6 protein-coding genes are annotated in these 26,294 nt (G+C 46.3%); 4 read left to right on the top strand and 2 right to left on the bottom strand.

Translation table 11 applies throughout. From position 1 onward, the window contains the following. Nucleotides 1-3: 3 nt before the first annotated feature. The 4 genes from AB6E78_RS05890 (at nt 4) to AB6E78_RS05875 (ending at nt 5,069) form a co-directional block, all read left to right on the top strand. Entirely contained in the window at nt 4-1,554 is a 1,551-nt protein-coding gene (locus tag AB6E78_RS05890) for a DHA2 family efflux MFS transporter permease subunit (RefSeq protein WP_017060506.1), read from the top strand. Nucleotides 1,555-1,843: 289 nt separating this feature from the next. Continuing rightward, nucleotides 1,844-3,433: a response regulator gene (locus AB6E78_RS05885; protein ID WP_017064673.1), complete on the top strand. Its 1,590-nt coding sequence runs from the start codon at nt 1,844-1,846 to the stop codon at nt 3,431-3,433. Further along, complete coding sequence (locus tag AB6E78_RS05880) at nt 3,427-3,759, top strand: Hpt domain-containing protein (protein ID WP_017060508.1); 333 nt, start codon at nt 3,427-3,429, stop codon at nt 3,757-3,759. Before AB6E78_RS05885 ends, AB6E78_RS05880 begins: the two co-directional genes overlap by 7 nt. Before the next feature lie 413 nt (nt 3,760-4,172). Then, the gene (locus tag AB6E78_RS05875; protein ID WP_017060509.1) at nt 4,173-5,069 is read left to right on the top strand and encodes an RNA polymerase sigma factor RpoD/SigA; all 897 of its coding nucleotides are present in this window, start codon (nt 4,173-4,175) and stop codon (nt 5,067-5,069) included. Nucleotides 5,070-5,256: 187 nt separating this feature from the next. On the opposite strand, the gene AB6E78_RS05870 is transcribed toward AB6E78_RS05875, so the two are convergent. After that, nucleotides 5,257-5,610 carry a hypothetical protein gene (locus tag AB6E78_RS05870; RefSeq protein WP_017072193.1) on the bottom strand — a complete coding sequence of 118 codons (354 nt, stop codon included), beginning with the start codon at nt 5,608-5,610 and terminating at the stop codon, nt 5,257-5,259. A gap of 209 nt (nt 5,611-5,819) precedes the next feature. Beyond that, nucleotides 5,820-26,192 (bottom strand): tandem-95 repeat protein, encoded by a 20,373-nt coding sequence (locus AB6E78_RS05865; RefSeq protein WP_372153743.1) that lies wholly within the window; start codon nt 26,190-26,192, stop codon nt 5,820-5,822. Nucleotides 26,193-26,294: the final 102 nt, after the last annotated feature.

Raw genomic sequence — 26,294 nt, 5'->3', positions numbered from 1 at the left:
ACCATGAGTAACGCTGGTGTTGTCACCCAAACAAATGATGATGACGAGGTTTCGAGACGCCATTGGATCGCCCTATTTGGCGGCTTGATTGGCGCGTTTATGGCGATCTTGGATATTCAGATCACCAACTCGTCTCTCAAAGATATTCAAGGTGCGCTATCAGCCACCTTGGATGAAAGCTCGTGGATCTCTACGTCTTACCTAGTCGCAGAGATGATCGCTATCCCACTCAGTGGTTGGCTTTCTAAAGCGCTCGGTAAACGCCGTTATATCACGTGGACGACAGCCATTTTCACCATTTCATCTTTGTTGTGTTCGTTCTCTTGGAACATGACCTCGATGATCGTGTTCCGCGCGATGCAAGGCTTCAGTGGTGGTGCTCTAATCCCGCTTGCTTTCTCGCTGGTGATTCAGTTATTGCCGGTCAACAAGCGTGCTGTGGGTATGGCACTGTTTGGTGTAACCGCGACCTTTGCTCCATCGATTGGCCCTACCTTTGGTGGCTGGCTGACGGAGAACTTCTCGTGGCACTATATTTTCTACATCAATATTCCGCCAGCTTTGCTTGTGATCACCATGATCCGATATGGCTTGGACGATGAAAAGCTCGACCTTGGCACGCTGAAAAAAGCCGATTGGTTTGGTATCGCCACCATGGCATTAGGGCTAGGTTGTTTGGAAGTGGTGTTAGAAGAAGGTAACCGTGAAGAGTGGTTCAGTTCGAGCTTTATTATTGGCTTGAGTATCGTGTCGGCGGTGAGTTTGGTTTACTTCGTGATAAACGAACTCCAACACAAGAAGCCATTGGTTAACCTGCGGCTATTGCGGGATGGGCAATTTGCGATGTCTTGTATCGCCTATTTGATTCTAGGAATGGCATTGCTCGGCTCTATCTATGTTCTACCGATGTATCTCACTCAAATTCAGCAATATAACGCGATGGAAATTGGTGAAGTGCTAATGTGGATGGGTTTCCCACAGCTTCTGATATTCCCAATTGTGCCAAAGCTAACACAGATCATTAAGCCTAAGTACTTGGTTACCTTTGGCTTCGCGATGTTCGGTTTTAGTTGTTACGTAAATACACACATGACAATCGATTTTGGCGGACAACAGCTGATTTTATCTATGGTTCTGCGTGCTATTGGTAGTCCGTTCATCATGGTTCCGCTGTCTTTGGTTGCCATGAAGAACATCAGCAAAATGGACACACCAGACGCATCAACGTTAACCAACGTAATGCGGAACTTAGGGGGCGCTTTCAGCATCGCGATTATCGCTACGCTATTGGATAACAAAACCCGTGAGCACTTAGCACACATCAAGGAGTCGCTACCTTCAGTGAGTCAACTTGGTTGGCAGACGCTTCAGCAACAACAAGCGTTTTTCATTCAGTCAGGAAGTGATGCCGCAACTGCGATGCAACAAGCACAAGCAAGTTTGCTCGGCACAATGCAACGTGACGCAGCCATCATGGCTTACAACGATGTGTTCTTAATGATGACGGCGTTCTTGGCTCTAGCGGCAGTATTGATTCTAAACATGCGTGATTAACGCTAGAGTTTCGGTAAATAAAACTTCAAGCAAAGAACAACATTTCGAATAAAAACTCGAACAATAAAACAGAGAGGTGAGCTTATCGGCTTGCCTCTTTTTTATTTCTAAAACACGTATAACCCCACTAAAATCAGGTAAAAGTCACCTGCGTTTGAAGGCTTTCATAAATGTTATCTAATACTCTTTAATTACCAATAGTTTATTGAGTGTTTGTATGTGATATAGGCACCTTGACAATGTGCAACTTGACACCTAAATTAAAAAATAACATTTGGTATTAAGGAAAATGGATTTGACCTTACCAACAGACCTTCGAATTTTGATCGTCGACGACTCTAAAAGCGCAACAATACTTATTAAGCAGCAACTGGCTAGTTTGGGAGTTTCGCGCGACTGTATTTTTATTGCGACCGACTATCGAAAAGCCATTAAAGCGGTCGAGACACACTCTTTTCATGTACTCCTCATTGACTACCACTTAGAACAGTCTTTTACTGGCTTTGAGCTGTTGGGCATTCTGTATCGAAACCGCCTCATCGATCATACTGTGGCGACAATCTTGCTCTCTGGGGATATGCGTCAGGAAACAGTATTAACCGCCCTTTCAGGTGAAGCACACCACTTCGTTTCTAAACCGATTAATACTCAAACGTTGGGTAAAAAGATCCAAAGTGCCGTGTCCGTTTCAAAGAAACTCACCCAACTGAATGATTTGTATCCCATTGCCAGTCAAGAGAGATTAGCTCAAGCTTTGGCGATCTCCCCTAATGGTACTAGCGTTCAGTTCGAAGCGACATTGATTGAACATTTAATTGCAGGTAAGAAATGGCAGTTACTCTCTAGCGTCATTAACAACTCCAAAACCAACATGCACCCAACCAAATTGGTGGCTGAGGCGCTGATTCTCGACAGCTTAGGCAAGCCAAATTTAGCCATAGATAAGCTCCACAATTTTCTAATAGCACAGCCACTCTCATTGAGCGTGATTGACTGCTTAAGCTGTATCTATGAAAAACATAAAATGCTGCTGCCTGCTCTTAAATTAGCGATTCGTGCATTTGAGATGACTCCCAGCATCAGCCATCGTGCAATCAGGGCCATCGACTTAGCTGAGAACGCAGATAACACACATATGATCATAAAGTTAGGTGAGATGTATGCAACCCACATTTCAGCTGCTGACATTGATGTCATCCATTCCATTGGTGCGCACTTTAATTCCTTAAAAGCAACGTATCAGCGCGAGACGCAACTAAAGTACAAACGTATTTTGCTTGAGCACGCCAACCAATTCACCGAGTTGGTAAACCTGAAACTTCCGGTAAAACAACAGCAGCAAGTTTTGGCCAGCCTTGCCCTATTTCAGAGCAGCATATTGCTCATCGAAAATAGCCCTCAGATTGCCCACAAAAAAGTGATTAGAGCTTCGACACTGTTAGCGAACAATTTCCACAGCCAACCGACTTATTTGCTCACTCAGTTATTACCCATGCTCGCCCACTTTGGTGAGTACTCTCTTTATCATTTAACAGTGGAATGTCTCAAATCTCGTGGAGAAGCCATAAATCACCAACTTGAGTCCAAAAATGTCGACCCTTCAACGTGTATAAACATTGAAAATTTGGGTTCGATCCAAGAAATAAAGGACTACATTCACAGTTACCCATATTCAGTTGCCGCCAAACTTGACTATATATACGCCGTCAATAAAGCTCATATAGATGAGAAACTTAGCGACGACTATCTAGAAGAAATCTTACAGTTAGAACTTCCTCCAAAATGGAATCAATGGATTAGTGATTCATCAAGGTATGGTTTTTCCACTAAGCCGCCTAGCCCATTTTCAACATTCAGCCGACAGGAGTCCACATGCTAGACTTTGATGCTTTAAACGCCTATTTAGACAATGACAGAGACGTCATTTACGCCGTTTTGTCTACATATCAAGAAGACCATGGCAATTCGCTACAAGAGATCGAAGAGTTGGTTCAACAACAAGATTGGGGCAAGCTTCATTTTACCGTGCACACCTTAAAAGGCATTTTAGCCAGCTTTGGTGAAGAAACGGCCACAGTTGCATTGGAAAGAGTAGAACAAAACACACTCAATAAGCTTGCGCCGCAAGATGATGATCTTTCGGTTATCTACAGCGAAATGAAGATCATTAATCAGCAAATCGATGAGGTTCTTAGCACTTATTAGTCGATAGAATTAAAACGTGCATGGCGATACTTAACAGCCGACACAGCTAAAAGAGTTGAGGTGCTTGGAAACATTGAACCTCGACTCTTAACATTTTTCTCATCATTTCTCCTCTCAATTATAGTTCTAACCCACACCTATAAATTCACGTCATTTATCTAGATAAACCGATGTATAACACATGCTTTATAAACTATCCGTCTTAATGTTTTAAACGAAAAACCAACACACTTGATGAGATGCAAAATAGTTAAATATTTGTAGATCTTTTTGTGACATAAACATACGAAATTGCATTTTATTTATTGGTAAAGAAGAAATTGTTATCTACACTCTAATGAAACCAAGCGTTAATCACTTGGTGGCATAATAAAAAAACTAAAACGTTCAGTCGGCTAGATAAGGACAAGGAAATGAACAACGATAGTTTTGCTGCGTTTCAGGGGCTCACGGATGAAACACCCATTACCGAATCATTTTCTACCAGTGCAGACCCTTATGCTCATTATCTGAAAGATATTGTTGGCATTGATCTGCTGTCGCGTGAAGATGAGGTGTATTACGCAAAATTGAATCGCGCGGGTGATAAAAAAGCGCGTGATGTCATGATCGAATCAAACCTGCGCCTTGTTGTGAAAATCGCAAAGAGTTACCTAAAACGTAAAGGCAATAATTTCACCCTGCTCGACCTGATCGAGGAAGGCAACATTGGCTTGATTAAGGCCATCGACAAATACGATCCAGAACCAGGCTATCGTTTTTCAACCTATGCTGTTTGGTGGATCCGCGAAAACATTGAAGCCGCACTCATGAACACGGGTCGAACCGTTCGATTGCCAGCCCACGTGTGTAAAGAAATAAACAGCCTCGCCTCAAAAAAGCTCGATGCAAGCAAAAAAATGAGTAAAGAGGTTTCAATTTCTGAGCTATCAGACAGTTCAGGTGTAAAGGCCGAACGCGTCGATCAACTGGTGGCGTTAAGCGGGTTTATTGACGTGACGACAACGGTTGGAACTAGCCATGCGCCTATGGTGCTTGATCAATGCGAAAGTGAATATATCCCAGACCCTCAACAAGATTGTGAGGATCAATCCTTTACCCAAGCTCTAGAACAAATCATCTATACACTTCCTCCAAAATTACAAAAGGTGCTCATCCACCGTTTTGGTTTCTTTGATAACAAGGTGAAAACGCTGTCTGAGGTCGGACAAATGTTGGATGTGAATGTTTCTAATGAACGTGTTAGACAAATGCAGAAAGAAGCGGTCGAAAGAATTCAAAAACGACTCAAATTTGATGGTTGGGTGTAAGTCGTAACCCAGTTGAGAATTAGTTGAAAATAACGTTAAGCCAAAACAAAGACCTTTAGGGTGAGCCTCCAAGCTTGCCCTTTTTGTTTGCTGATTCGTTAGAAAAATAAAAAGATCGTAAGCACACGAACCCTAAGTCGCTAATGCCTAATGCCTAATGAAAAATGACAAATGCCACACCATTAACTTACCTTAAAGAAGTGACTCGCTCACTGCGCAAAATGAGATAATTGATATAAGTGGTTTCAAGACAATCTTGTTCCCACACTGATAAAATCCGTTTAGCCGCAAAATAATAATCTTTGTTTCTCAACAACATCCCAACGGTGCGGCTAAGCTTTTCAAATCGAACGTGATCGCTCGCAGAGATGTAGTCATCTTCACTTTCAATAATGGGCGCTAAACCATCAGCAAACCAATTATTCAATATTTCTCGCATCTCTAATTCGGACTCAGGCACATCCACACTCGACAACTCTCGATGTTGAGGTGGTGGCACTATGTACTTCGACGCTTGCGGTGAACTGACATAACGATACATGCCCTCACTCCTGTCTAACTGACCCTTCTCATAATTAAGGACATATTTACCTGTTCTCAAGTTTATTTATCGAAACAAACAACAAAAAAATTAAAAAAAGCCATGTATCAATAACTCTACATGGCTTTAATGAGGGCAACTTTACGCTGCCCTATCTCCTTGTTGGCTTAGACTAAATGTCGGTTTAGACTAAAACTAAGCTCTCTCGATTAAATCGAGCTTTGGTCGAAGTCGTTGCCTTGATCAGTTCCAGTTTGAGAATCTGAATCGAAGCTTCCAGAGTCGTCCGTGAAGTCAACACCTTGGTCTTGACCACCTGAACTTGTCCAGTCGCTGCCACCAGATTCCATACCCGCCATGTCCGGTTGCTGTTCTTGCGTAGAACCTTGCATGGTGTATTGATCATCGACCTCAACTTCAACAGAACCGCTAGCACCGTCTATTGAGCTACCCAATTCGTCGTAACCTTGGAATTGGATCTCGCTAGTACCTTCATAACCTTCTGGAAGTTCAACGGATACAGGCTGCTCTAGGTTGCCACTGATTGTGAAGCTACCATCACCGTTATCCAGTGCGTTGCTCACAGTAGCGCCCTCAGGTAAGCCAGACATATCAGCGTAATCAACCGATTCGTTACCACTCACCTCATCTGGAATCGAGATAGAGATGGTATCGCCCGGTGCCGCGGTTACATCGGCTGTACTGTCTTCAGTTTCAGCATCTTGAGCTTGGTCATCAGCTTGTTGAGCCACTTCCACTTGTTGCTCTTCTGTTTCTTGAGCAGCTTGGACTTGTGGTTCATCACTTTGTACTGAATCATCTTCAACTTGGATGCTTAAGCTGTGACTTGATACTTCACCGCCGTCGTTAACTTCAACATTCATCGCTAAATTGCCATCGAAGTCTTCGTTCGGCCAGTAAGTCCACTCACCTTCACCTGATTCGGCAAAGAAGCCAGCATCGTTCGCGTCTGCAACATCAACAACTTGTGCAGAATCACTGACGCCTAACTCATCCACCAGCTGTGCATCCGTGATAGTTAGTGAACCATCATCAGCTAAGGTATAACCTTCGCTCGCCGCTGCTTCATCGCCACTTTGGATATCCACATTGAAGAAGCTTTCGATGCGATTTTCGCCATCGGTCGCTATAAACCCAACTTGAACATCGCCGGTGTAGTCTTCAGCAGGAGTGAATTGATAGTTACCTTGGTTATCGCTCTCAATTACGCCCTGACCTTCCATCAAGCTTACTGACTCAATGCTCAAGCTGTCGCCTTCTGCATCGCTCAGATTCGCTAACATGTCTTCATCAGTGAACGACAAGGTGGCATCCGCTGCGATTTCCGTCGTTGTGGTGCTGTTAACTTCTGGTGCTGCATTCTCTTGCGAGTCACCTTCTTTCACGACTACGCCAGTTTGCTCATCATGAAGCACGCCATCTTTATCAACTACGTACGCAATGTCTGCTTCGCCCGTGAAGCCTGGTGCTGGTGTGAACGTCCAAGTGCCATCGCCATTATCGACAATCTCACCTTGGCTGCGGTCGGCAAGATGAACCAGTTTCACTTCATCATCGCTGTCTGCATCCACATTCTCAGCCAAAGCAATTAGGTCGTCCGCCGTTAGGATGATGGAATCACCCGCCACAGTTTCGAAATCACCTGAATCGATACCATCATCAAACGCTTCCGGCTCATCTCCGTAATCAACCGTTGTTGCGCTTACGGTTACGAAGAACTCACCATGGAAGTCTTCAGGCGGCGTCATTTGAATGTTTGAGATATCCCAGTCGAACAGGTCGATGTATTGACCCGGCTCGGTGATCATCACGGTATTGACACCATCTGTTACCTCGAATCCAACAGGGAAACCTGTCATCACCAAGTTACTTAGTGTTTCTGAATCATCGACTAGGCCAACGTTCAGTCCCAAGTGACCCGTTTCATCTTCGCCGAAGACTAATGGACCGTCATGGTCAGTTGAAATAACCGCGCCATCTGCGACAGGACGTACGTACACAGGAACATCGAGAACCGTTTCGAACTCACCGTCACTCACGACAACTTGTAGGTCAGAAACACCCGCAAAGTCGCCTGTTGGTGTGAATGTCCAAGTACCATCACCGTTGTCTGTAACTTCTCCGCCATCTTCACCGTCTGCGGTGATAATGCGAGAAACAACAAGGTCTGCGGTATCAATGTCACCGAACAAGTTCATCAAGTCGCCAGCATCGAAGGTGAACGCGCCATCTTCGTCTGTGGTCATCATTGCGTTGCCGACATTGAATGGTGCGTCGTTAACCGGAATGACATCCACATTCAGCGAGCCATCAACCACTTCTTCACCGTCAGTAGCTTGATAACCGAGTTCTACTAAGCCATTAAAGTCTTGAGTAGTCACTAAGTGATACATGCCGTCTGGTTGCTGAGTTAAGGTCGCATTCGCTGGTGCTCGTACTGTGATGCTCTCAATGCTGATCTCGTCGCCATCAAGGTCTGTCACTTGACCCGCGATGTAAGCAGGGTCAATCACCATGACCACATCTTCTTCGCCTTGCATCTCAATGGTTGGCGCTTCAGGTGCATCATTCACTGGCGTAACATCGATGTTGCCGTCGACTGAAATTGTCTCTTGGCCATCGCTAACGTTAAACGTCATTGGCACATCGCCATTGAAGTTTTCGTTTGGTGTAAATGACCAAGTACCATCTTCGTTATCTAGCAACTCACCCAAGCTAGGGTCGATTTGTAGACCAGAAGCCGACAGCTCGTCTGCGGTGTTATCGATGTCGGTAGCTTGAGCTAACAACATGTCTTGTGTGATAAGAATGGTGCTGTCTTCGGCTGTGGTTAGTTTCACATCCTCCGACTCAGGTCCATCGTTCACAGCCAGAACTTCGATTCCTGCCGTTGTTGTAGCAGTCGCACCGTCATCATCGGTCACGACCACATCTAGGCTGATATCACCATTAAAGTTCTCGTTTGGCGTGAAGGTCACAGACCCGTTATCGTTTTGAACCAAGGTGCCGTCAGAGCCTGTGTAAGTCACACTTTCAAGCGACACTTCACCATCAACGTCAGAGCTATTAGCAATTAACTGCTCAGGGCTGATTGTAATGGTGCCATCTTCGTTCATTTGGTAAGACGTAGAACCCGCTACCGGCGCATCGTTAACATCCGTTACCGTCACACCAATATTAGCATCGACTGTCTCAGTGCCATCAGTCACTGTGAAGCCAAGGTTGACATCGCCATTGAAGTTCTCGTTCGGAGCAAAGCTATAAGTGCCGTCACCGTTGTCAGTGAACACACCCTCTGCGCCCGTGTAAGACACATCCGTGATAGAAAGGTCATCACCATCAATATCCGCAGCACCTGCTAATAGGTCAGCGTCAGTGAAGGTTAGCGTTCCATCTTCCTCAACAGTAAAGTTTTGGTCTTCTGCTGTTGGTAGGTCATTGACTGGGTTAACCGTTAGGTCGACTCCAGCTTGAACAGTTTCAAGGCCATCTGACACATCGAAGCTCAAATCAATGTCACCGTTGAAATTAGCATCCGGAGTGATAGTAAATGAACCATCTTCGTTCGCTGTTACAGTCGCATTGTCACCTGCAGATAGGTTGCTTGCGGTCAGTGCATCACCATCAACATCGGATGCGTTAGCCAGCAACTGCTCTTGCGATACCGTAATTGAACCGTCTTCATCAACTGAGTAGGCCACGTTTCCGGCAACAGGTGCGTCATTAACTGCAATGACTTCAATACCAGCGGTAGTCTGAGCCGTCGCACCGTCGTCATCAATAACCGTCACATCAAGGTTGATGTCGCCGTTAAAGTTTTCGTTTGGTGCGAACGTTACCGAACCATCTTCATTTTGAACCAAGATACCGTCTGCACCTGAGTAGCTCACGCTATCAAGCGACACTTCACCGTCCACATCGGAGCTATTAGCAATCAACTGCTCAGGGCTCAATGTAATAGTGCCATCTTCGTTCATTTGGTAAGACGTTGCGCCTGCCACTGGTGCATCGTTAACGTCTGTTACCGTTACGTCGATGTTTGCGTCAACCGTCTCTGTACCATCAGATACTGAGAAGTCCAGACTTACGTCACCATTGAAGTTCTCGTTCGGTGCAAAGGTGTAAGTACCATCACCATTGTCAGTGAACACACCCTCTGCGCCAGTGTAAGACACATCGGCAACTGAAAGCTCATCACCATCAATATCAGAAGCACCCGCTAGCAGTTGCTCGTCTGTAAAGGTAAGTGAACCGTCTTCTTCAATGGTGTAAGCCACATCTTCTACAACTGCGATGTCATTCACTGGATTCACAGTAAGGTCGGCCGTTGCGACAACCGTTTCAGTACCATCAGAAAGGTCGAAGCTTAGGTCAATATCGCCATTAAAGTCGGCATCTGGGGTAATGGTAAATGAACCATCATCGTTTGCCGTAACTGTAGCGTTATCACCCGCGGTTAGGTTGGCAGCGCTAAGATCATCGCCGTCCACATCCGATGCTTGAGCAAGTAGTTGCTCTTGGCTTAGCGTGATTGAACCATCTTCATCCACTGAGTAAGCCAAGTCACCCGATACTGGTGCGTCGTTGACTGCGATAACATCAATACCCGCAGTCGTTTGAGCGGTTGCACCGTCTTCATCTGCAACGGTGACATCTAGGCTGACATTGCCGTTGAAGTTTTCATTTGGTGCGAAGCTGTAAGTACCATCGCCATTGTCAGTGAAGATACCGTCTGCACCTGAGTAGGAAACGTCGCTAACGGATACATCACCTTCAATATCTGAGCTGTTCGCAAGAAGCTGCGCTTCAGAGATGGTAATCACGTTATCTTCGTCAACGCTGTAGGTCGTTGAACCTGCAACTGGCAAGTCATTAACGGCAATAACGTCGATACCTGCGGTTGTTTCAGCGGTTGCGCCATCTTCATCCATTACAGAGACATCAAGACTGATGTCACCGTTAAAGTTTTCGTTTGGAGCAAAGGTGTAAGTACCATCACCATTATCAGTGAATACACCATCAGTGCCGCTGTAGCTTACATCGCTGACAAACACTTCCCCTTCAACATCCGAGCTATTCGCCAGAAGTTGTGCATCGCTTAGGGTGATACTGCCGTCTTCTTCAACGCTGTAAGTTGTAGAACCCGCTACCGGTACGTCATTGATTGGAACAACTTGAACATCAATATTCGCCGATACAACATCAGTACCATCACTCACATCGTAAGTTAGGTCGACATTACCATTGAAGTTCTCGTTTGGAGCAAAGGTATAAGTACCGTCGCCGTTATCCGTGAACACACCGTCTGTACCTTCGTAGTTAACCGACTCGACAGAAAGGTCATCGCCATCAATATCCGTTGCACCAGCCAATAGCTGTTCATCGGTAAAGGTCAGCGAACCATCTTCATTAATGGTGTAGTCGTGGTCGTAAATTACAGAAAGGTCGTTAACTGCTGTTACGGTCACGTCTAGTTCCGCTGGAGTAACCCCACCGTTGCCATCGTCTACGTTGTAGCTAATCGAGAATTCACCATTGAAGTTCTCTTCCGGTGTAATGGTGTAAGTACCATCACCATTGTCAGTGATAAGAGCGTTCTCAATGGAAACATCTCCAACACTTGGTTCGTTACCACCCGTTTCACCAGAATCATCACCTTCCTCGCCGGTTAGCAATTCAGAGATATCAATGCCGTTTTCATTCGCGAGCGCTTCTTCTGCCGTTGGTAAATCAAACGCATTCTCGCTGCCTACATCTTGGCTTGGAACAATAACGCCGTTCACGATATCAAATACATGCCAGTGGTCACCCGATGGGCTTTCAGATAAATCAGGGCTAAAGGTTTCAACCAATGTATCGCCAACAAATACCTGAACCTGTACATCTTCAACACCATCTACATCCCAACTTCTGCTGGTGTAGTTGTGTACTGAATAGTGCATGTCCGCATCTTGGTAGTTTGGAATGGTGATGGTTTCAGGGCCGCCACCATTTGTGTCATCTACATCTTGCTGAACGACATTACCTTCACCCAAATCATGGCTCATGTCGCGATAGTAAATATGGTCTAGCTCACTGCCATTCTCTGTATCGTAGAGCCATAGGTGGTTGTCCATATCACGTGGACTGTCACCCCATGTGACCACGATACGCATATCTGTTTCTTCAAGGACTTCAGATATTGCAGTCACGCCACCATTGGTATCTTCGCCTGCTGGAACTAGGAAGCTGCTAGTAATTGAGCCTTCTTGTTCAATCGTAACGGTACCTTGGTCAACAACTGGACCGCTCACAGAGTAGTTACCAGATTGATCGGTCACCGCTGTGTAAGAATGACCTGCGTTGTCGGTTAGCGTAACATCCGCACCTGCGATTGGATTGCCAGTTTCAGCATCCAACACTGTACCGGTTACGGTTGTTTCATCGCCCTGCTCTCCGATAATTGCGGTCATGTCATCGTCTTCGATGTCAGTCGCGAATTGTAGGAGCTCTTCTTGAGTAATGGTGTATGAACCGTCTTCTTCAATGGTTATCGCCACATCAGCAGAAACAATTGGCGCGTCGTTAACTGGGTCAACGGTCAAGCCTAAGTTAGCGGCAATTGGTGTGTCGCCATCGCTGATGCTGTAGGCAACATCGATGTAGCCATTGAAGTTTTCGCTTGGAGTGATTGAGAACGTGCCATCGCCATTGTCGACAATCGTTGCATCGTCACCCACTAAGGTTAAGTCGGAAGCGACAAGGTCATCGCCCTCAATATCAGCGGCATTCGCAAGTAACTGCTCCTGCGTGATAGTGATGACATTATCTTCATCAACGTTCGCATAAACATCAGATGTCGTTGGCAAGTCGTTGACTGGGTTTACCGTCAGATCGGCGTTCGCCACAATCGACTCGGTGCCGTCCGAAATATCAAAGCTTAGGTCGATATCGCCATTGAAGTTCGCATCTGGCGTTACCGTAAAGGTGCCATCGCCATTATCAACAACGGTTGCATTATCGCCTGCGCTTAAGTTGCTTGCGGTCAGATCATCGCCATCCACATCAGATGCTTGAGACAGCAACTGCTCTTGAGTCAGAGTAATCGAACCATCTTCATCAATGCTGTATGCCAAGTCACCCGATACTGGTGGATCATTAATTGGAAGAACATCAATACTTGCGCTGGTGGCTACTGTCGCACCGTCTTCATCTGTCACCACTACATCTAGGCTAACATCGCCATCGAAGTTTGCGTTCGGTGCAAAGCTGAATGTGCCGTTGCCGTTGTCAGTAAAGATACCGTCAGCGCCTGTGTAAGTAACACTATCAATCGCCACTTCACCTTCAATATCAGAAGAGTTCGCCAACAGTTGCTCTGCACTGATGGTGATAACTTCATCTTCGTTGACTGAGTAGCTGGTTGAGCCTGCGATTGGCGGATCGTTCACCTCAAGTACGGTGATTCCCGCGGTGGTCGCTTCTGTTGCCCCTTCTTCATCGGTAACAACAACCGCTAAGCTCACATCACCATTGAAGTTCTCGTTTGGCGAGAAGGTGTAAGTGCCGTCACCGTTGTCTTCGAACACACCGTCACTGCCAGTGTAAGTCACGCTATCAATCGCAACCTCACCTTCAATATCTGAAGAGTTGGCTAATAGCTGTTCGTTACTGATCGTGATTGAGTTGTCTTCATGCACAGTGTAAGACGTGCTACCCGCCACTGGTGGATCGTTCTCAGGCGTCACGCTCACATCAATGTTGGCTTGAACCGTATCCGTGCCATCTGACACATCAAAGCTGAAGTTCACATCACCATTGAAGTTCTCGTTTGGCGCAAAGCTGTAGCTTCCGTCACCATTGTCGGTAAGCACACCATCAGCACCAGTGTATGTCACACCTTCGACTGTTAGGTCATCACCTTCAACATCCGTCGCACCCGTTAACAGGTCAGCGTCAGTGAAGTTAAGAACCCCATCTTCACCAATAGTGAATGCTTGGTCTTGTGGCTCTGGCGCATCATTGACAGGTGTTACCGTCAAGTCTAGGCCAGCAGCGACCATGTCCTCTCCATCGGTGACATCGTAACTAAATTCGATATTACCGTTGAAGTTTTCACTCGGTGTAATGGTGAAACTGCCATCGTCGTTCATTTGAACGGTCGCATTTTCATCATTGGTGGTTAGGTTGATTGCTGATAGGTCATCACCATCAATGTCGACAGCGTGCTCTAGCAACTGCTCTTGAGTTAGCGTGATGCTGTTATCTTCGGCTGTAACGGCACTAATATCACCGTCAACTTCTGGAGCATCGTTCGCAGGTGAGATGTGAATCGTCACGTCTTGCGTAGCTGTTGCGGTTGTACCGGTATCAACATCTGTTGATGTTGCATTCACAGTTAGAACCACATCACCATTGAAGTCACCTGAAGGGATAAACTCTAGCCCTTCTAGCTCGCCTGGTTGCAATGACCAAGTGCCATCACCGTTATCGGTACCTGCAGAAAGCGAGCTGCCTTCCGGCACATCTTCAATCAAAATAGCAAGGTTTTCTGAACCATCGGTATCAGTAAGCGCCGCATCAATATCAAGTGGTACAGGTGTATCTTCGGTACCAATGATTTGGTAATCCGCGTCAGACACTGTGATTTCAATGTTATCGATGCCAAACGACTCATCACTTACACCTTGATTCAAGGTTGAACCGAAGCCTAACTCAAGTTGGCCGTCTTCAACGGGTACCGTTAGGTTGATTTGGTGTGCTTGGTCGTTCCAACCACTGAAGCCTTCACCTTGCGACACGCCGTGAACCACTTCGCCGACTTCATTTCCTTCTGAATCGTAAAGCGTTGTTGTGCCATCTTGAGTACGGAACGCAGAATTATCTAACGAAGTAAGCTCTTCGCCACCAACAAAGATTTGGAACGACTCACCATCCCAAGAGTCAATTTCGTAGAAGCTAAACGAGATATTAACTTCGCTCACATCACTTGGAATGTCGTAAGTTTTGCTGACGGCTTCATCACCGCCCGTTCCACCAATACGACCTAGCATGTCACCCGACTCGAAGCCTTGAGAGCTTTCTGTGCCTGTATTCCAACCGTTTGAGCCAGACTCGAAGTTGTCTGAAGCAATCACTAGGTCAGAAGCAATCGACAGCTCTGGCATATCAACCACAGATTGAACATCAATTGTCGCTTCTGCTGGTACTGTCGCGGTACCGTCATTCACGTCGAACGTCACATTCACATTACCGTCGAAGTTTTCATTCGGTGCGAATGTGTAAGTGCCGTCGCCGTTATCTACCAAAGTACCGCTATCTGAAGCCACATTTTCAACCGATAAGTTATCGCCATCAATGTCGCCCGCATTTTGCAGCAGTTGCTCTTCTGTGAAGGTAAAGCTGGTGTCTTCTTGAGTCACAAATTGTGGCTCACCGACTGTTGGCAAGTCATTAACTGGATTAACCGTTAGGTCAGCCGTTGCTTGAAGCGTCGCATCACCATCGGTAATGTCGAAGTTCAAATCAATGTCGCCATTGAAGTTAGCATCTGGCGTGATAGTGAAACTACCATCATCGTTTGCTGTAACTGTCGCATCACCACCAACAGTTAAGTTAGCCGCTGTTAAGTCATCGCCGTCAACATCACTCGCTTGAGCAAGTAATTGCTCTTGGCTCAAGGTAATTGAGCCATCTTCGTCCACGCTGTACGCCAAGTCGCCCGATACCGGAGCATCGTTAACAGGCAGAACATCAATGCTTGCGTTGGTCGCTACGGTTGCGCCTTCTTCATCAGTAACGACAACATCAAGGCTTACGTCGCCATCGAAGTTAGCGTTAGGTGCGAAGCTGAATGTTCCGTCACCATTGTCGGTAAAGATACCGTCTGAACCTGTGTAGTTAACGCTATCAATCGCCACTTCACCTTCGATATCAGAAGCGTTTGCCAACAGTTGCTCTGAACTGATGGTGATAACTTCGTCCTCGTTGACTGAGTAGCTGGTTGAGCCTGCGATTGGTGGATCGTTCACTTCAAGTACAGTAATACCCGCGGTGGTCGCTTCAGTTGCGCCCTCTTCATCAGTTACGACAACATCAAGGCTAACTTCGCCGTTGAAGTTTTCGTTTGGTGAGAAGGTGTAAGTACCGTCACCGTTGTCTTCAAAGACACCGTCAGCGCCAGTGTAAGTCACGCTATCGACTGCCACATCACCTTCAATGTCAGAAGAGTTAGCAAGTAACTGTTCGACACTGATGGTAATTGAGTTGTCTTCATGAACGGTGTAAGACGTGCTACCTGCAACCGGTGGATCGTTCTCTGGTGTCACGCTGACATCAATGTTGGCTTGAACTGTATCCGTGCCATCTGACACATCAAAACTGAAGTTCACATCACCATTGAAGTTCTCGTTTGGCGCAAAGCTGTAGCTTCCATCGCCATTATCAGTAAGAACACCATCCGCACCTGTGTAAGTAACGCCTTCAACCGACAGGTCATCCCCATCAATGTCAGTCGCACCTGTCAGCAAGTCTTCATCAGTGAAGTTCAAGATGCCGTCTTCGCCGATGCTGAACGTATGATCTTGTGGTTGTGGAAGGTCATTGACTGGGTTAACGGTTAGGTCAGCCGTCGCAACCAGCGTATCTGTACCATCGCTAATGTCGAACGTTAGGTCAATGTCACCATTGAAGTTCGCATCTGGCGTAACGGTAAAGCTGCCGTCATCGTTAGCAACAACCGTCGCGTCTCCATCAACAATCAAGTTAGAAGCAGTAAGGTCGTCGCCATCTACATCACTCGCTTGCGAAAGAAGTTGCTCTTGGCTCAAGGTAATCGAACCGTCTTCCTCAACACTGTATGCAAGGTCACCTGATACTGGTACATCGTTGATTGGTAATACATCAACCGTAATAAACGTATCAACCTGAGCGCCGTCTTCATCTTGAATGGTTACATCCAATTGAACTTGGCCGTTGAAGTTTTCATTCGGAGCGAAGCTACATGTACCGTCACCATTGATAGAGAAGATACCGTCTGGACCGTCGTAGTTGATCTCAACAAGCTCAACATCACCTTCAATATCAGAAGCGTTCAACAGAACTTGAGACTCATTGAAAGTCAGTACTGAATCTTCATCGATGGTGTATGACGTTGGGCCAGCAACTGGCGGATCGTTCACCTCAAGGACTGTAATACCCGCCGTTGTTGCTTCAGTCGCACCATCTTCATCCGTCACGACAACATCTAGGCTAACTTCGCCATTGAAGTTCTCGTTTGGAGAGAAGGTATATGTGCCGTCACCGTTGATTTCCAGAACACCGTCGCTACCACTGTAAGTCACGTTATCAATTGCGACTTCGCCTTCGATATCCGAAGAGTTCGCTAGCAATTGTTCGTTACTGATCGTAATAGAGTTGTCTTCATGAACCGTGTAAGACGTGCTACCCGCAACCGGAGGATCATTCTCTGGCGTCACGCTCACATCAATGTTAGCGGTTACCGTATCGGTTCCATCTGATACATTGAACGAGAAGTTCACATCGCCATTGAAGTTTTCATTCGGCGCGAAACTGTAGGTGCCATCGCCATTATCGGTTAGGACACCATCTGCGCCAGTGTAAGTTACACCTTCAACACTTAGGTCGTCCCCTTCAATGTCCGTTGCACCTGTTAATAGGTCTTGGTCATTGAACGTTAACACGCCATCTTCGCCGACTGTGAATGCGTGGTCTTGTGCTTCTGGACCGTCATTTACTGGTGAAACTGTTAACTCAAGGTTGGTAGAGACAACATCATCACCATCAGACACATCAAACGTAAAGCTCACATCGCCATTGAAATCAGCATCTGGCGTTAATGTGTACGTACCATCACCGTTATCGGTAATCGTAACGCTCTCATCATCGGTTGCTAAATTCAGAGCCGTCAACTGATCGCCATCTAAATCACGCGCATTAGCCAATAAGTCTTCTTGCGTAATGATGATTGAACCATCTTCTTCAACCGTTGCAGAAACCGGAAGTGCTTCAGGTGCGTGCTCAATGTGTGCGCCTGTCGCGTTAATGTAGATGGTTTGAGATACCGTTTCAGAATCATCATTCGATAACTCTGTCGCAGTTGCGGTTACATGAACTTCAAGCTGCTCATTGAAGTCTTCTGGTAACTGGATTTGTAACGCATTTTCGATAGCCGTTGTTGGTAAGTTCACCGTACCATCAGGGCCAACCGTTACTTCACCGCTGTAGATTTGGCTGTTCACTTCACCGACATCGATTGTGAAGTTGAAGTCAGAATAGTCAGCATCACCGCCGCCATACAAATCTTCAAATCCGTAAACTAGCTCGCCGTCTTCATTAACCGTAGTACGAGTATGTTCGATACCATCTTGGTTTAGCTGAGAGCTTGAACCACCATGGAAGATCGCGTCACCATTTTGGCCTTGAATCACTGTCTCGGTTCCATCAGCAGCCACAAAGACAAGTTGAGGATCAACCGTATCCATGTTCGCAGGCGAACCATCCTCAGCACGGAACTCGTACTGACCGTCTTGCATCGCATCAAAGTCGTTGTGCTGATGTCCGTTTGGAATTAAGAACAGGTTAAAGCTTTCGCCTTCCTCGACTTGGAAGCTGAATTGATCTTGCCCTGGAACAAGGTCGCCGCCACCACCAACTTGTGATGCGTTTTCGTAAACAACTTCAACACCTGTGATGTTGCCATCTTCGTCTACTTTGTAGTAACCCGCAGCGTTTTGGTAGCCAGCCGTCTCACCTTCAAACGTTACTGTGATTTCAGTGTCGTTGTAACTGGTGATACCGTTCTCTTGGTCATTCAGAACGCCTTCGTTATCGTATTGAATAACCGAACCTTCTGGCACACCATCTACTGTAACAGTGAGTGTTTCAGACAAGTCTTGGTCGACAAGTGCCGCAGCAATGTTCAGTTCAACAATACCGCCTGGCTCAACCAAAATCGCCTGGTCGTCGACGTTAACACCATCACCATCCGTGATAACTAAGTCAGGCGCATCAGCAACTGCTTCAATGTGAACATTAATGTCTTGTTCAACTTCATCCGTACCGTCTGTCACAGTAAAGCTGAACTGCAGATCACCACTGAAGTGCTCTTCAGGAACGAAGCTGAACGTGCCATCGCCGTTGTCGGTTACTGTGCCTTCATCACCAGAGTAATTGATGCTGGTAACGCTTAGGTCGTCGCCATCAATATCAATTGCAGCACTCAATAGATCTTCTTGAGTGAACAGGATGCTGCCATCCTCTTCGATGTGGTACATTCCTGGAGCAACAATTGGAATGTCATTCACCGGATTAACGGTCAATGTCATATCATTAGACGTGCTCAGCTCACCGTCGCTCACCTCATAAGTGAATGCAATATCGCCATTGAAGTTCTCTGAAGGTGTCACTGTGTACGTGCCATCACCATTGTCTACAATGCTGGCATTTGGATCGTTAGTTTCAAGCGCGCTTGCAAACAACTCATCGCCATCTTGGTCGCTCGCGTTCTCCAACAACATTTCTTGTGTAACGAGGATTGAACCATCTTCGTCGACATCTGCCACCATTGGCGTCGCTTCTGGCGCATCGTTGACGAACTCAACTTTTAGGTCGATGTTTGCGGCAACCACATCAGTGCCATCGCTCACATCAAACGCTAAGTCAACGTTACCGAAGAAGCCCTGCTCTGGTGTTAATGTGTATGTTCCATCGCCATTGTCTGTGACTTCTACCGTGTCGCTTGCACTCGTCACATTCACAACTGACAGTTCGTCGCCTTCAATGTCTGTCGCTTGTTCTAATAGTTCAGCTTCGGTAATGGTAATCGCTTGACCGTCTTCCGTAGTGAAAGACATGTCAGGCACGTCTGGAGCATCGTTGATAGGGTTTACGGTTAGGTTGAGGTCAGCCGCAACAGTTTCGATCGCGTCAGTGACATCATAAGTAAACTCAATCTCACCAAAGAAATCTGCACTTGGTGTAATAGTGAAGCTACCGTCTGGGTTTTCTACAACAACCGCATTTGGATCGTTGGTCGCTAAGTTAACGGCTTCAAGGTTGTCGCCATCGACATCCGTCGCATTCGCTAACAGATCCTCTTGAGTGATAGTGATTGAACCATCTTCATCAACAGCGGCTTCAATTGGACCACCAACCTCTGGGCCTTCATTGACAATTTCAACGTCAACTCTTGCTGTACTTGGTGCGCTTGCTTGGCCATCACTGATATCGAAAGTCAGATTCACTTCACCGTAGAAGTCTTCTGCAGGTTCGAAGGTAAAGGTATTATCACCGTTATCCGTTAACGTACCTTGCGTTTGGTCTGCAAGTAATAGGTTTTCGACATGAAGAATGTCGCCATCAACATCGGTAGCACCAGACAATAGGTCTTTCGCTTCGATGATCATGGAGCCGTTTTCAAGCATTTGGGTGTGCAATGGTTCACCCGGAACCGGCACATCATTGACTGGTACGACCGTTAGGTCTAGATGCGTTGCAACTTCATCAGTTCCATCAAACACCTTGTAGTCGATGTCGATTTCACCATTGAAGTTTTCATTCGGCATGAAGGTAAACGTACCATCGCCGTTATCAACTAGCTCACCGTTATCACCACCGTAAGTGATGTCAGAAATAGACAGCGTATCGCCTTCCACATCTGTGGTGTTCGCTAGCAAGTCATCTGCACTGAACGTGATACCTTCATCTTCATCTGTCGATAGAACAATCGGGCCAGAAACGATTGGCGCATCATTTACTGATTCGAAATTGATATTGATGATATTGCTGTCTGTCAGCTCACCATCGGTAACTTGGTAACCAAGTTCGATTTCACCATGGAAGTTTTCATCCGGTGTTACCGTCCAAGTGCCATCACCATTATCGGTGAGTGTTGCATGCTCTGAGTTTTCACCCACTAGCTCTAGATTTTCAATATCAAGGTCGTCGCCATCAATATCAGATGCTTGCGCCAGTAGTTGCTCTTCGGTAATCACAACCGAAGCAAACTGGGCAGAACCATCGGTATCGACAGTAATATTCGGAAGATCAGCCGTTAACTCGATTTCGTTGTCACCCGCATGGATATTCAACTCAACCGTTTCAGTAATCTCTGAGCCATCGACACCAATCGATGTAAACACCGCTTCATCATGACAAGTTTGTGACACTGTCATGTTTTGAACGACGTAAGTACCATTACCTTGCACGGTACCGAGCTCAAAGTAGGACACTGGTTGATCAACCGTTAGCGTGTAATCTGTCTCGAAAGTACCACGGTCTTCTTTGTGGTAAGTCATCGAGTCAATTAGGTCGCCATCCTCATTGAACGCTTTGATTTCTACTTCTGTAAAGTGACGAGACTCTTCCATGAACCAGCCACCCAAACCATCTAGGTGGAAACTGATTTCATTGATGTCTTGACCTTCAACTGAAACCGTCAGTTTCTCATCACCACTTAAGCCTTGGCGGTCAGTATCACCGATACCATGACCAATGTGGGTGTTGCCATTCCAGGCACCAAGAGGGTCATCGTTACTTTGAACAGTTACCGTTAAGTCACCATCTGAGAACTCACGCGTATAAGGGTCAACTTCTGTACCCCAATCATCCACACTCGCGTTATCGTCAAACGTACCGATTTGTGTGGTGTGTGTACCTTCAGCAAGAGCATCTTCACTTGGAACAAAGCGCACTTCGGTATCTGCAGGAACTTCTTGTCCTACTTCCAGTACCACCCATTCGTCATTAACATTTGCTTCAATGATGCCGTTTTCTGGCGCTTGGTCTAAACGTAGTGCTGGTTCTTCACGAAGTGTCACACCAACTGTTTGGTCTTCTTGCGCTTGGATGAAGATTTCATCGCCCGCTTCTGGCGCATCGTTGACAGGGTTAACCGTCAAGTCGAGTGTCGTCAGAACTTCATTCTCACCATCACTGATACTGTATGTGAAGTCCAACTCGCCATTGAAGTTTTCTGTGTGCGTAATAGTGAATGAACCATCGTCATTAGTAACAATTGTCGCATCTGGATCGTTGGTTTGTAGGTTAGATGCCGTTAACTCATCACCTTCAACATCGGTCGCATTAGCGAGTAACTGCTCTTGAGTAATGGTGATTGAATTATCTTCATCGACTTCAGCCTGAATGCCCGAAGTTTCAGGTCCATCATTCACAGCAATAACATCGATGCCAGCGGTTGTGGTTGCGGTTGCACCGTCTTCGTCAACGACAACAACGTCTAGTGAAATATCACCATCGAAGTTTTCATTTGGCGTAAAGGTGTAAGTACCATTGCCATTATCAACAAATGAGCCGTCATCACCGAAGTACGATACTCCAGACAGTGAAACATCGCCTTCTACATCGGAAGAGTTTGCCAATAGTTGCTCATCACTGATCGTGATTTGGCCATCTTCTTGGACTGTGTAAGATGTCGAGCCCGCTACCGGTGGATCATTCTCAGGCGTTACGCTGACATCAATAACAGCTGATGTTGAATCAGTACCGTCAGAGACATCGAATGAGAATTGAACATCACCATTGAAGTTCTCGTTTGGAGCAAAGCTATATGTGCCGTCGCCATTATCGCTAAGAACACCATCTGCACCTGTGTAGAGTACGTTTTCAATCGACAGTTCATCACCATCAATATCCGACGCACCTGCAAGCAGGTCAGCATCGGTGAAGAGTAACGTACCGTCTTCTTCAATCGTGAACTGTTGATCTTGCGCTTGTGGCAAGTCATTAACCGGATTCACGGTAATGTCTAGGCCAACTTGAACTGAACCACCATCGTTATCGATGATATCGAAGTTCAGATCTAGGTCACCGTTGTAATCTGCGTTCGGTGTGATGGTGTAGCTGCCATCATCATTGTGTTGGATGGTCGCATTTTCATCAGTAGATAGATTGATAGCTTCTAAGTTATCGCTATCGATATCACCTGCTCTTGCTAGCAATTGCTCTTGGCTTAGCGTGATGGAGCTATCTTCATTGATGGTGTAAGCCAAATCGCCCGATACTGGCGCATCATTGATTGGCAATACATCAACGTTAATGTGTGTTTCAACCGTTGCGCCATCTTCATCTTGAATGGTCACACCCAGTTGAACCTGACCATTGAAGTTTTCGTTGGGTGCAAAGCTGCATGTACCATCACCATTTACAGTGAAGATACCGTCAGAGCCATCGTAGTTAATGCCAACAAGTTCTACATCGCCTTCGATATCCGAAGCATTCACAAGAATCTGAGATTCACTGAACGTCAGAACCGAATCTTCGTCAATGGTGTATGACGTTGGACCCGCAACTGGTGGATCGTTCACTTCAAGAACGGTAATACCTGCTGTGGTTTCATCAATTGCACCTTCTTCATCTGCAACAATCACATCAAGGCTGATATCACCGCTGAAGTTTTCATTAGGAAGGAAGGTATAGCTGCCATCGCCGTTATCTTGGAACACACCATCAGTGCCACTGTAAGTCACAGTATCAACCGACACCGCACCTTCAATATCCGAAGAGTTAGCTAGCAACTGTTCATCAGAAATTGTGATGGCATTGTCTTCATTGACCATGTATGAGGTTGAACCCGCAACTGGCGGATCGTTCTCAGGAGTCACACTCACATCAATGTTAGCGCTAACGGTTTCTGTGCCATCAGACACATCGAAACTGAAGTTCACATCGCCATTGAAGTTTTCATTTGGCGCAAAGGTATAAGTACCATCACCGTGGTCGGTCAGTACGCCATCACCACCTGTATAGCTAATACCTTCAACGGTTAAGTCGTCGCCATCAATATCGGTGGCACCGGTAAGTAAGTCGGCGTCTGTAAATTGAAGCGTACCGTCTTCTGCGATACTGAATTGTTGGTCTTGAGGAACCGGCAAGTCATTAACTGGGTTAACAGTAAGATCGGCGGTTGCTTGAACCGTGTCAGTACCGTCAGTGATGTTGAATTGAATATCAATGTCACCGTTGAAGTTTTCATCTGGCGTAATCGTGAAACTGCCGTCATCGTTAGCTACAACCGTCGCATCACCACCAACTGTTAAGTCACTTGCGGTTAGATCTTCGCCTTCTACATCGGACGCTTGAGACAACAGCTGATCTTGGCTCAGTGTGATTGAACCATCTTCGTTAACGTTGTAAGCCAAATCACCAGACACTGGCGCATCATTGATTGGTAATACGTCAACATTGATGACGGTTTCCACTTCTGCACCATCTTCATCACGAATGGTGACATCAAGCTGAACTTGGCCATTAAAGTTCTCATTTGGAGCGAAGCTGCAAGTGCCGTCACCATTTACTGAGAAGATACCCTCAGGGCCATCGTAGCTAATACCAACAAGCTCAACATCCCCTTCTACATCTGAGGCGTTAAGCAACACTTGAGACTCACTGAAGGTAAGTACTGAGTCTTCATCAATGGTGTAAGACGTAGGGCCTGCAACCGGCGGATCGTTCACTTCAAGAACATTGATGCCCGCGGTCGTTGAGTCGGTCGCACCATCTTCATCAGCAACAACCACATCCAGTGCAATTTCACCGCTGAAGTTCTCATTTGGCGAGAAGGTGTAAGTGCCGTTACCATTGATTTCAAGGACACCGTCGCTACCAGAGTAAGTCACGCTGTCTATCGATACATCACCTTCAATATCTGAAGATGTTGCCAATAGTTGTGCATCAGAAATGGTAATCGAATTATCTTCATTCACCGTGTAGGACGTTGAGCCCGCAACAGGCGGATCGTTCTCAGGAGTCACGCTAACATCAATGTTTGCAGACACGGTATCGGTACCGTCTGACACATCGAAGCTAAAGCTCACATCACCATTGAAGTTCTCGTTTGGAGCAAAGCTATATGATCCCTCACCCAAGTCAGTCAGTACGCCATCAGTGCCTTCATAAGTGATGCCCTCAACCGTCAGGTTATCACCTTCAACGTCTGTCGCGCCTGTAAGCAGATCCGCGTCTGTGAACTGTAAAGTACCGTCTTCTGCAATACTGAACTGTTGGTCTTGAGGGACTGGTAAATCATTTACAGGATTAACTGTAAGGTCAGCCGAAGCTTGAACCGTATTGGTGCCATCAGAGATATCGAAGTTGATATCGATGTCACCATTGAAGTTCTCATCTGGCGTAATCGTGAAGCTGCCGTCATCGTTTTGAGTAACGGTTGCATCACCACCAACCGTTAGGCCGCTAGCAGTAAGGTCATCGCCTTCAACATCAGATGCTTGTGATAACAGTTGCTCTTGGCTTAGACGGATAGAACCATCTTCATCGATTGAGTACGCTAAGTCACCAGACACTGGCGCATCATCAACCGCTGTAACACTCACATCGATGTTGGCAGAGACCGTATCGGTGCCGTCTGATACATCGAAGCCGAAGTTTACGTCGCCATTGAAGTTTTCGTTTGGCGCAAAGGTGTAAGTCCCGTTGCCATTGTCAGTAAGGATACCGTCGCCACCATCGTAGGTCACACCTTCAACCGTTAGGTTGTCACCTTCAATGTCTGTCGCACCAGAAAGGAGGTCAGCGTCGGTGAATACAAGAGTTCCGTCTTCCTCGATTTCAAACGTTTTATCTTCAGGAACAGGCGCGTCATTAATCGGGCGTACCGTTAAATCAATTGCGCTGCTAATCGTTTCTTGGCCGTCACTGATGTCGAAAGTAAGGTCAAGTTCACCATTAAAATCAGCTGAAGGAACAACGGTGAAAGTACCATCACCATTGTCTTGAACTGTTGCATCATCACCAACTTGAACGTTAGAAGCAACAAGCTCGTCCCCATCTACATCACTTGCGTATTCGAGTAATTGTTCTTGAGTGAATGTTATGGAGCCATCTTCATCCATGATGTAAGCCAGATCTTGTTCAGCTTCTGGCGCATCATTTTCACTTTCCACTTTGATTTTAAACGTTTCGCTTACCGTTTCAGAATCAAAGTCATCCTCTACTTCGCTAATGGTCTCTTCGTCAGAAGCTTGAACATCAACTGCAAACGTCTCTTCTACTGTTTGTGAATCTAGCTCATCACCAACTTGTTGGTCACCCGACTCTGAAGATGTCGCACTCGGCGCTGCTGAAGTACGCGCAGCTTGGCCTTGTTCTTCATTACCTTCAGCGTCTACACCACCTGTCGCAGCCTCTGCGATATCACCACCTACAGCTTGTGCGCCCGCTCCAGCACCGCCACCACTGCCAGCAGCGTTATCCGAGCCAGCTTCAGAAGCGGCTCCACCAACTACATTGGATTGTGCAGCGTCTGAATCTCCATCACTTTCTGGCGTCTCTTCTTGCACAGCCGCACCAGAAGCAGAGGCATCTTCAGCATTACCTGCACCACTCGGATTTTCGTCTAAAGCCTGGTTAACTTCGTCTGCCGCATCCGCATTTTCAGCACCCGTCGCTATTGTCGACGCAATCGTGTTTTGTTGATTTTGTTGATTCTGCTGTTGGGAGGGCGTACCCGCGTCGTTCGTGTCCGTTTGTTCTACCGCGTCATTTAGATCTTCATTTTGGTTGTTTTGGTTATTTTCGCCTGCCATTACAGCCTCCGTTGCTACTAGCTAACTGATCGTATTTATAGAGGCATTAAAGGACATCATTTTGAAAAACCAATTTTTTATACAACATTTTTCATAATTTCT

The organism is Vibrio sp. 10N.247.310.98, assembly GCF_041467395.1.
Lineage (GTDB): Bacteria > Pseudomonadota > Gammaproteobacteria > Enterobacterales > Vibrionaceae > Vibrio > Vibrio crassostreae_C.
Note: the sequence above shows the minus strand (reverse complement) of the source record. Positions and strands in the feature narration are given on the sequence as shown.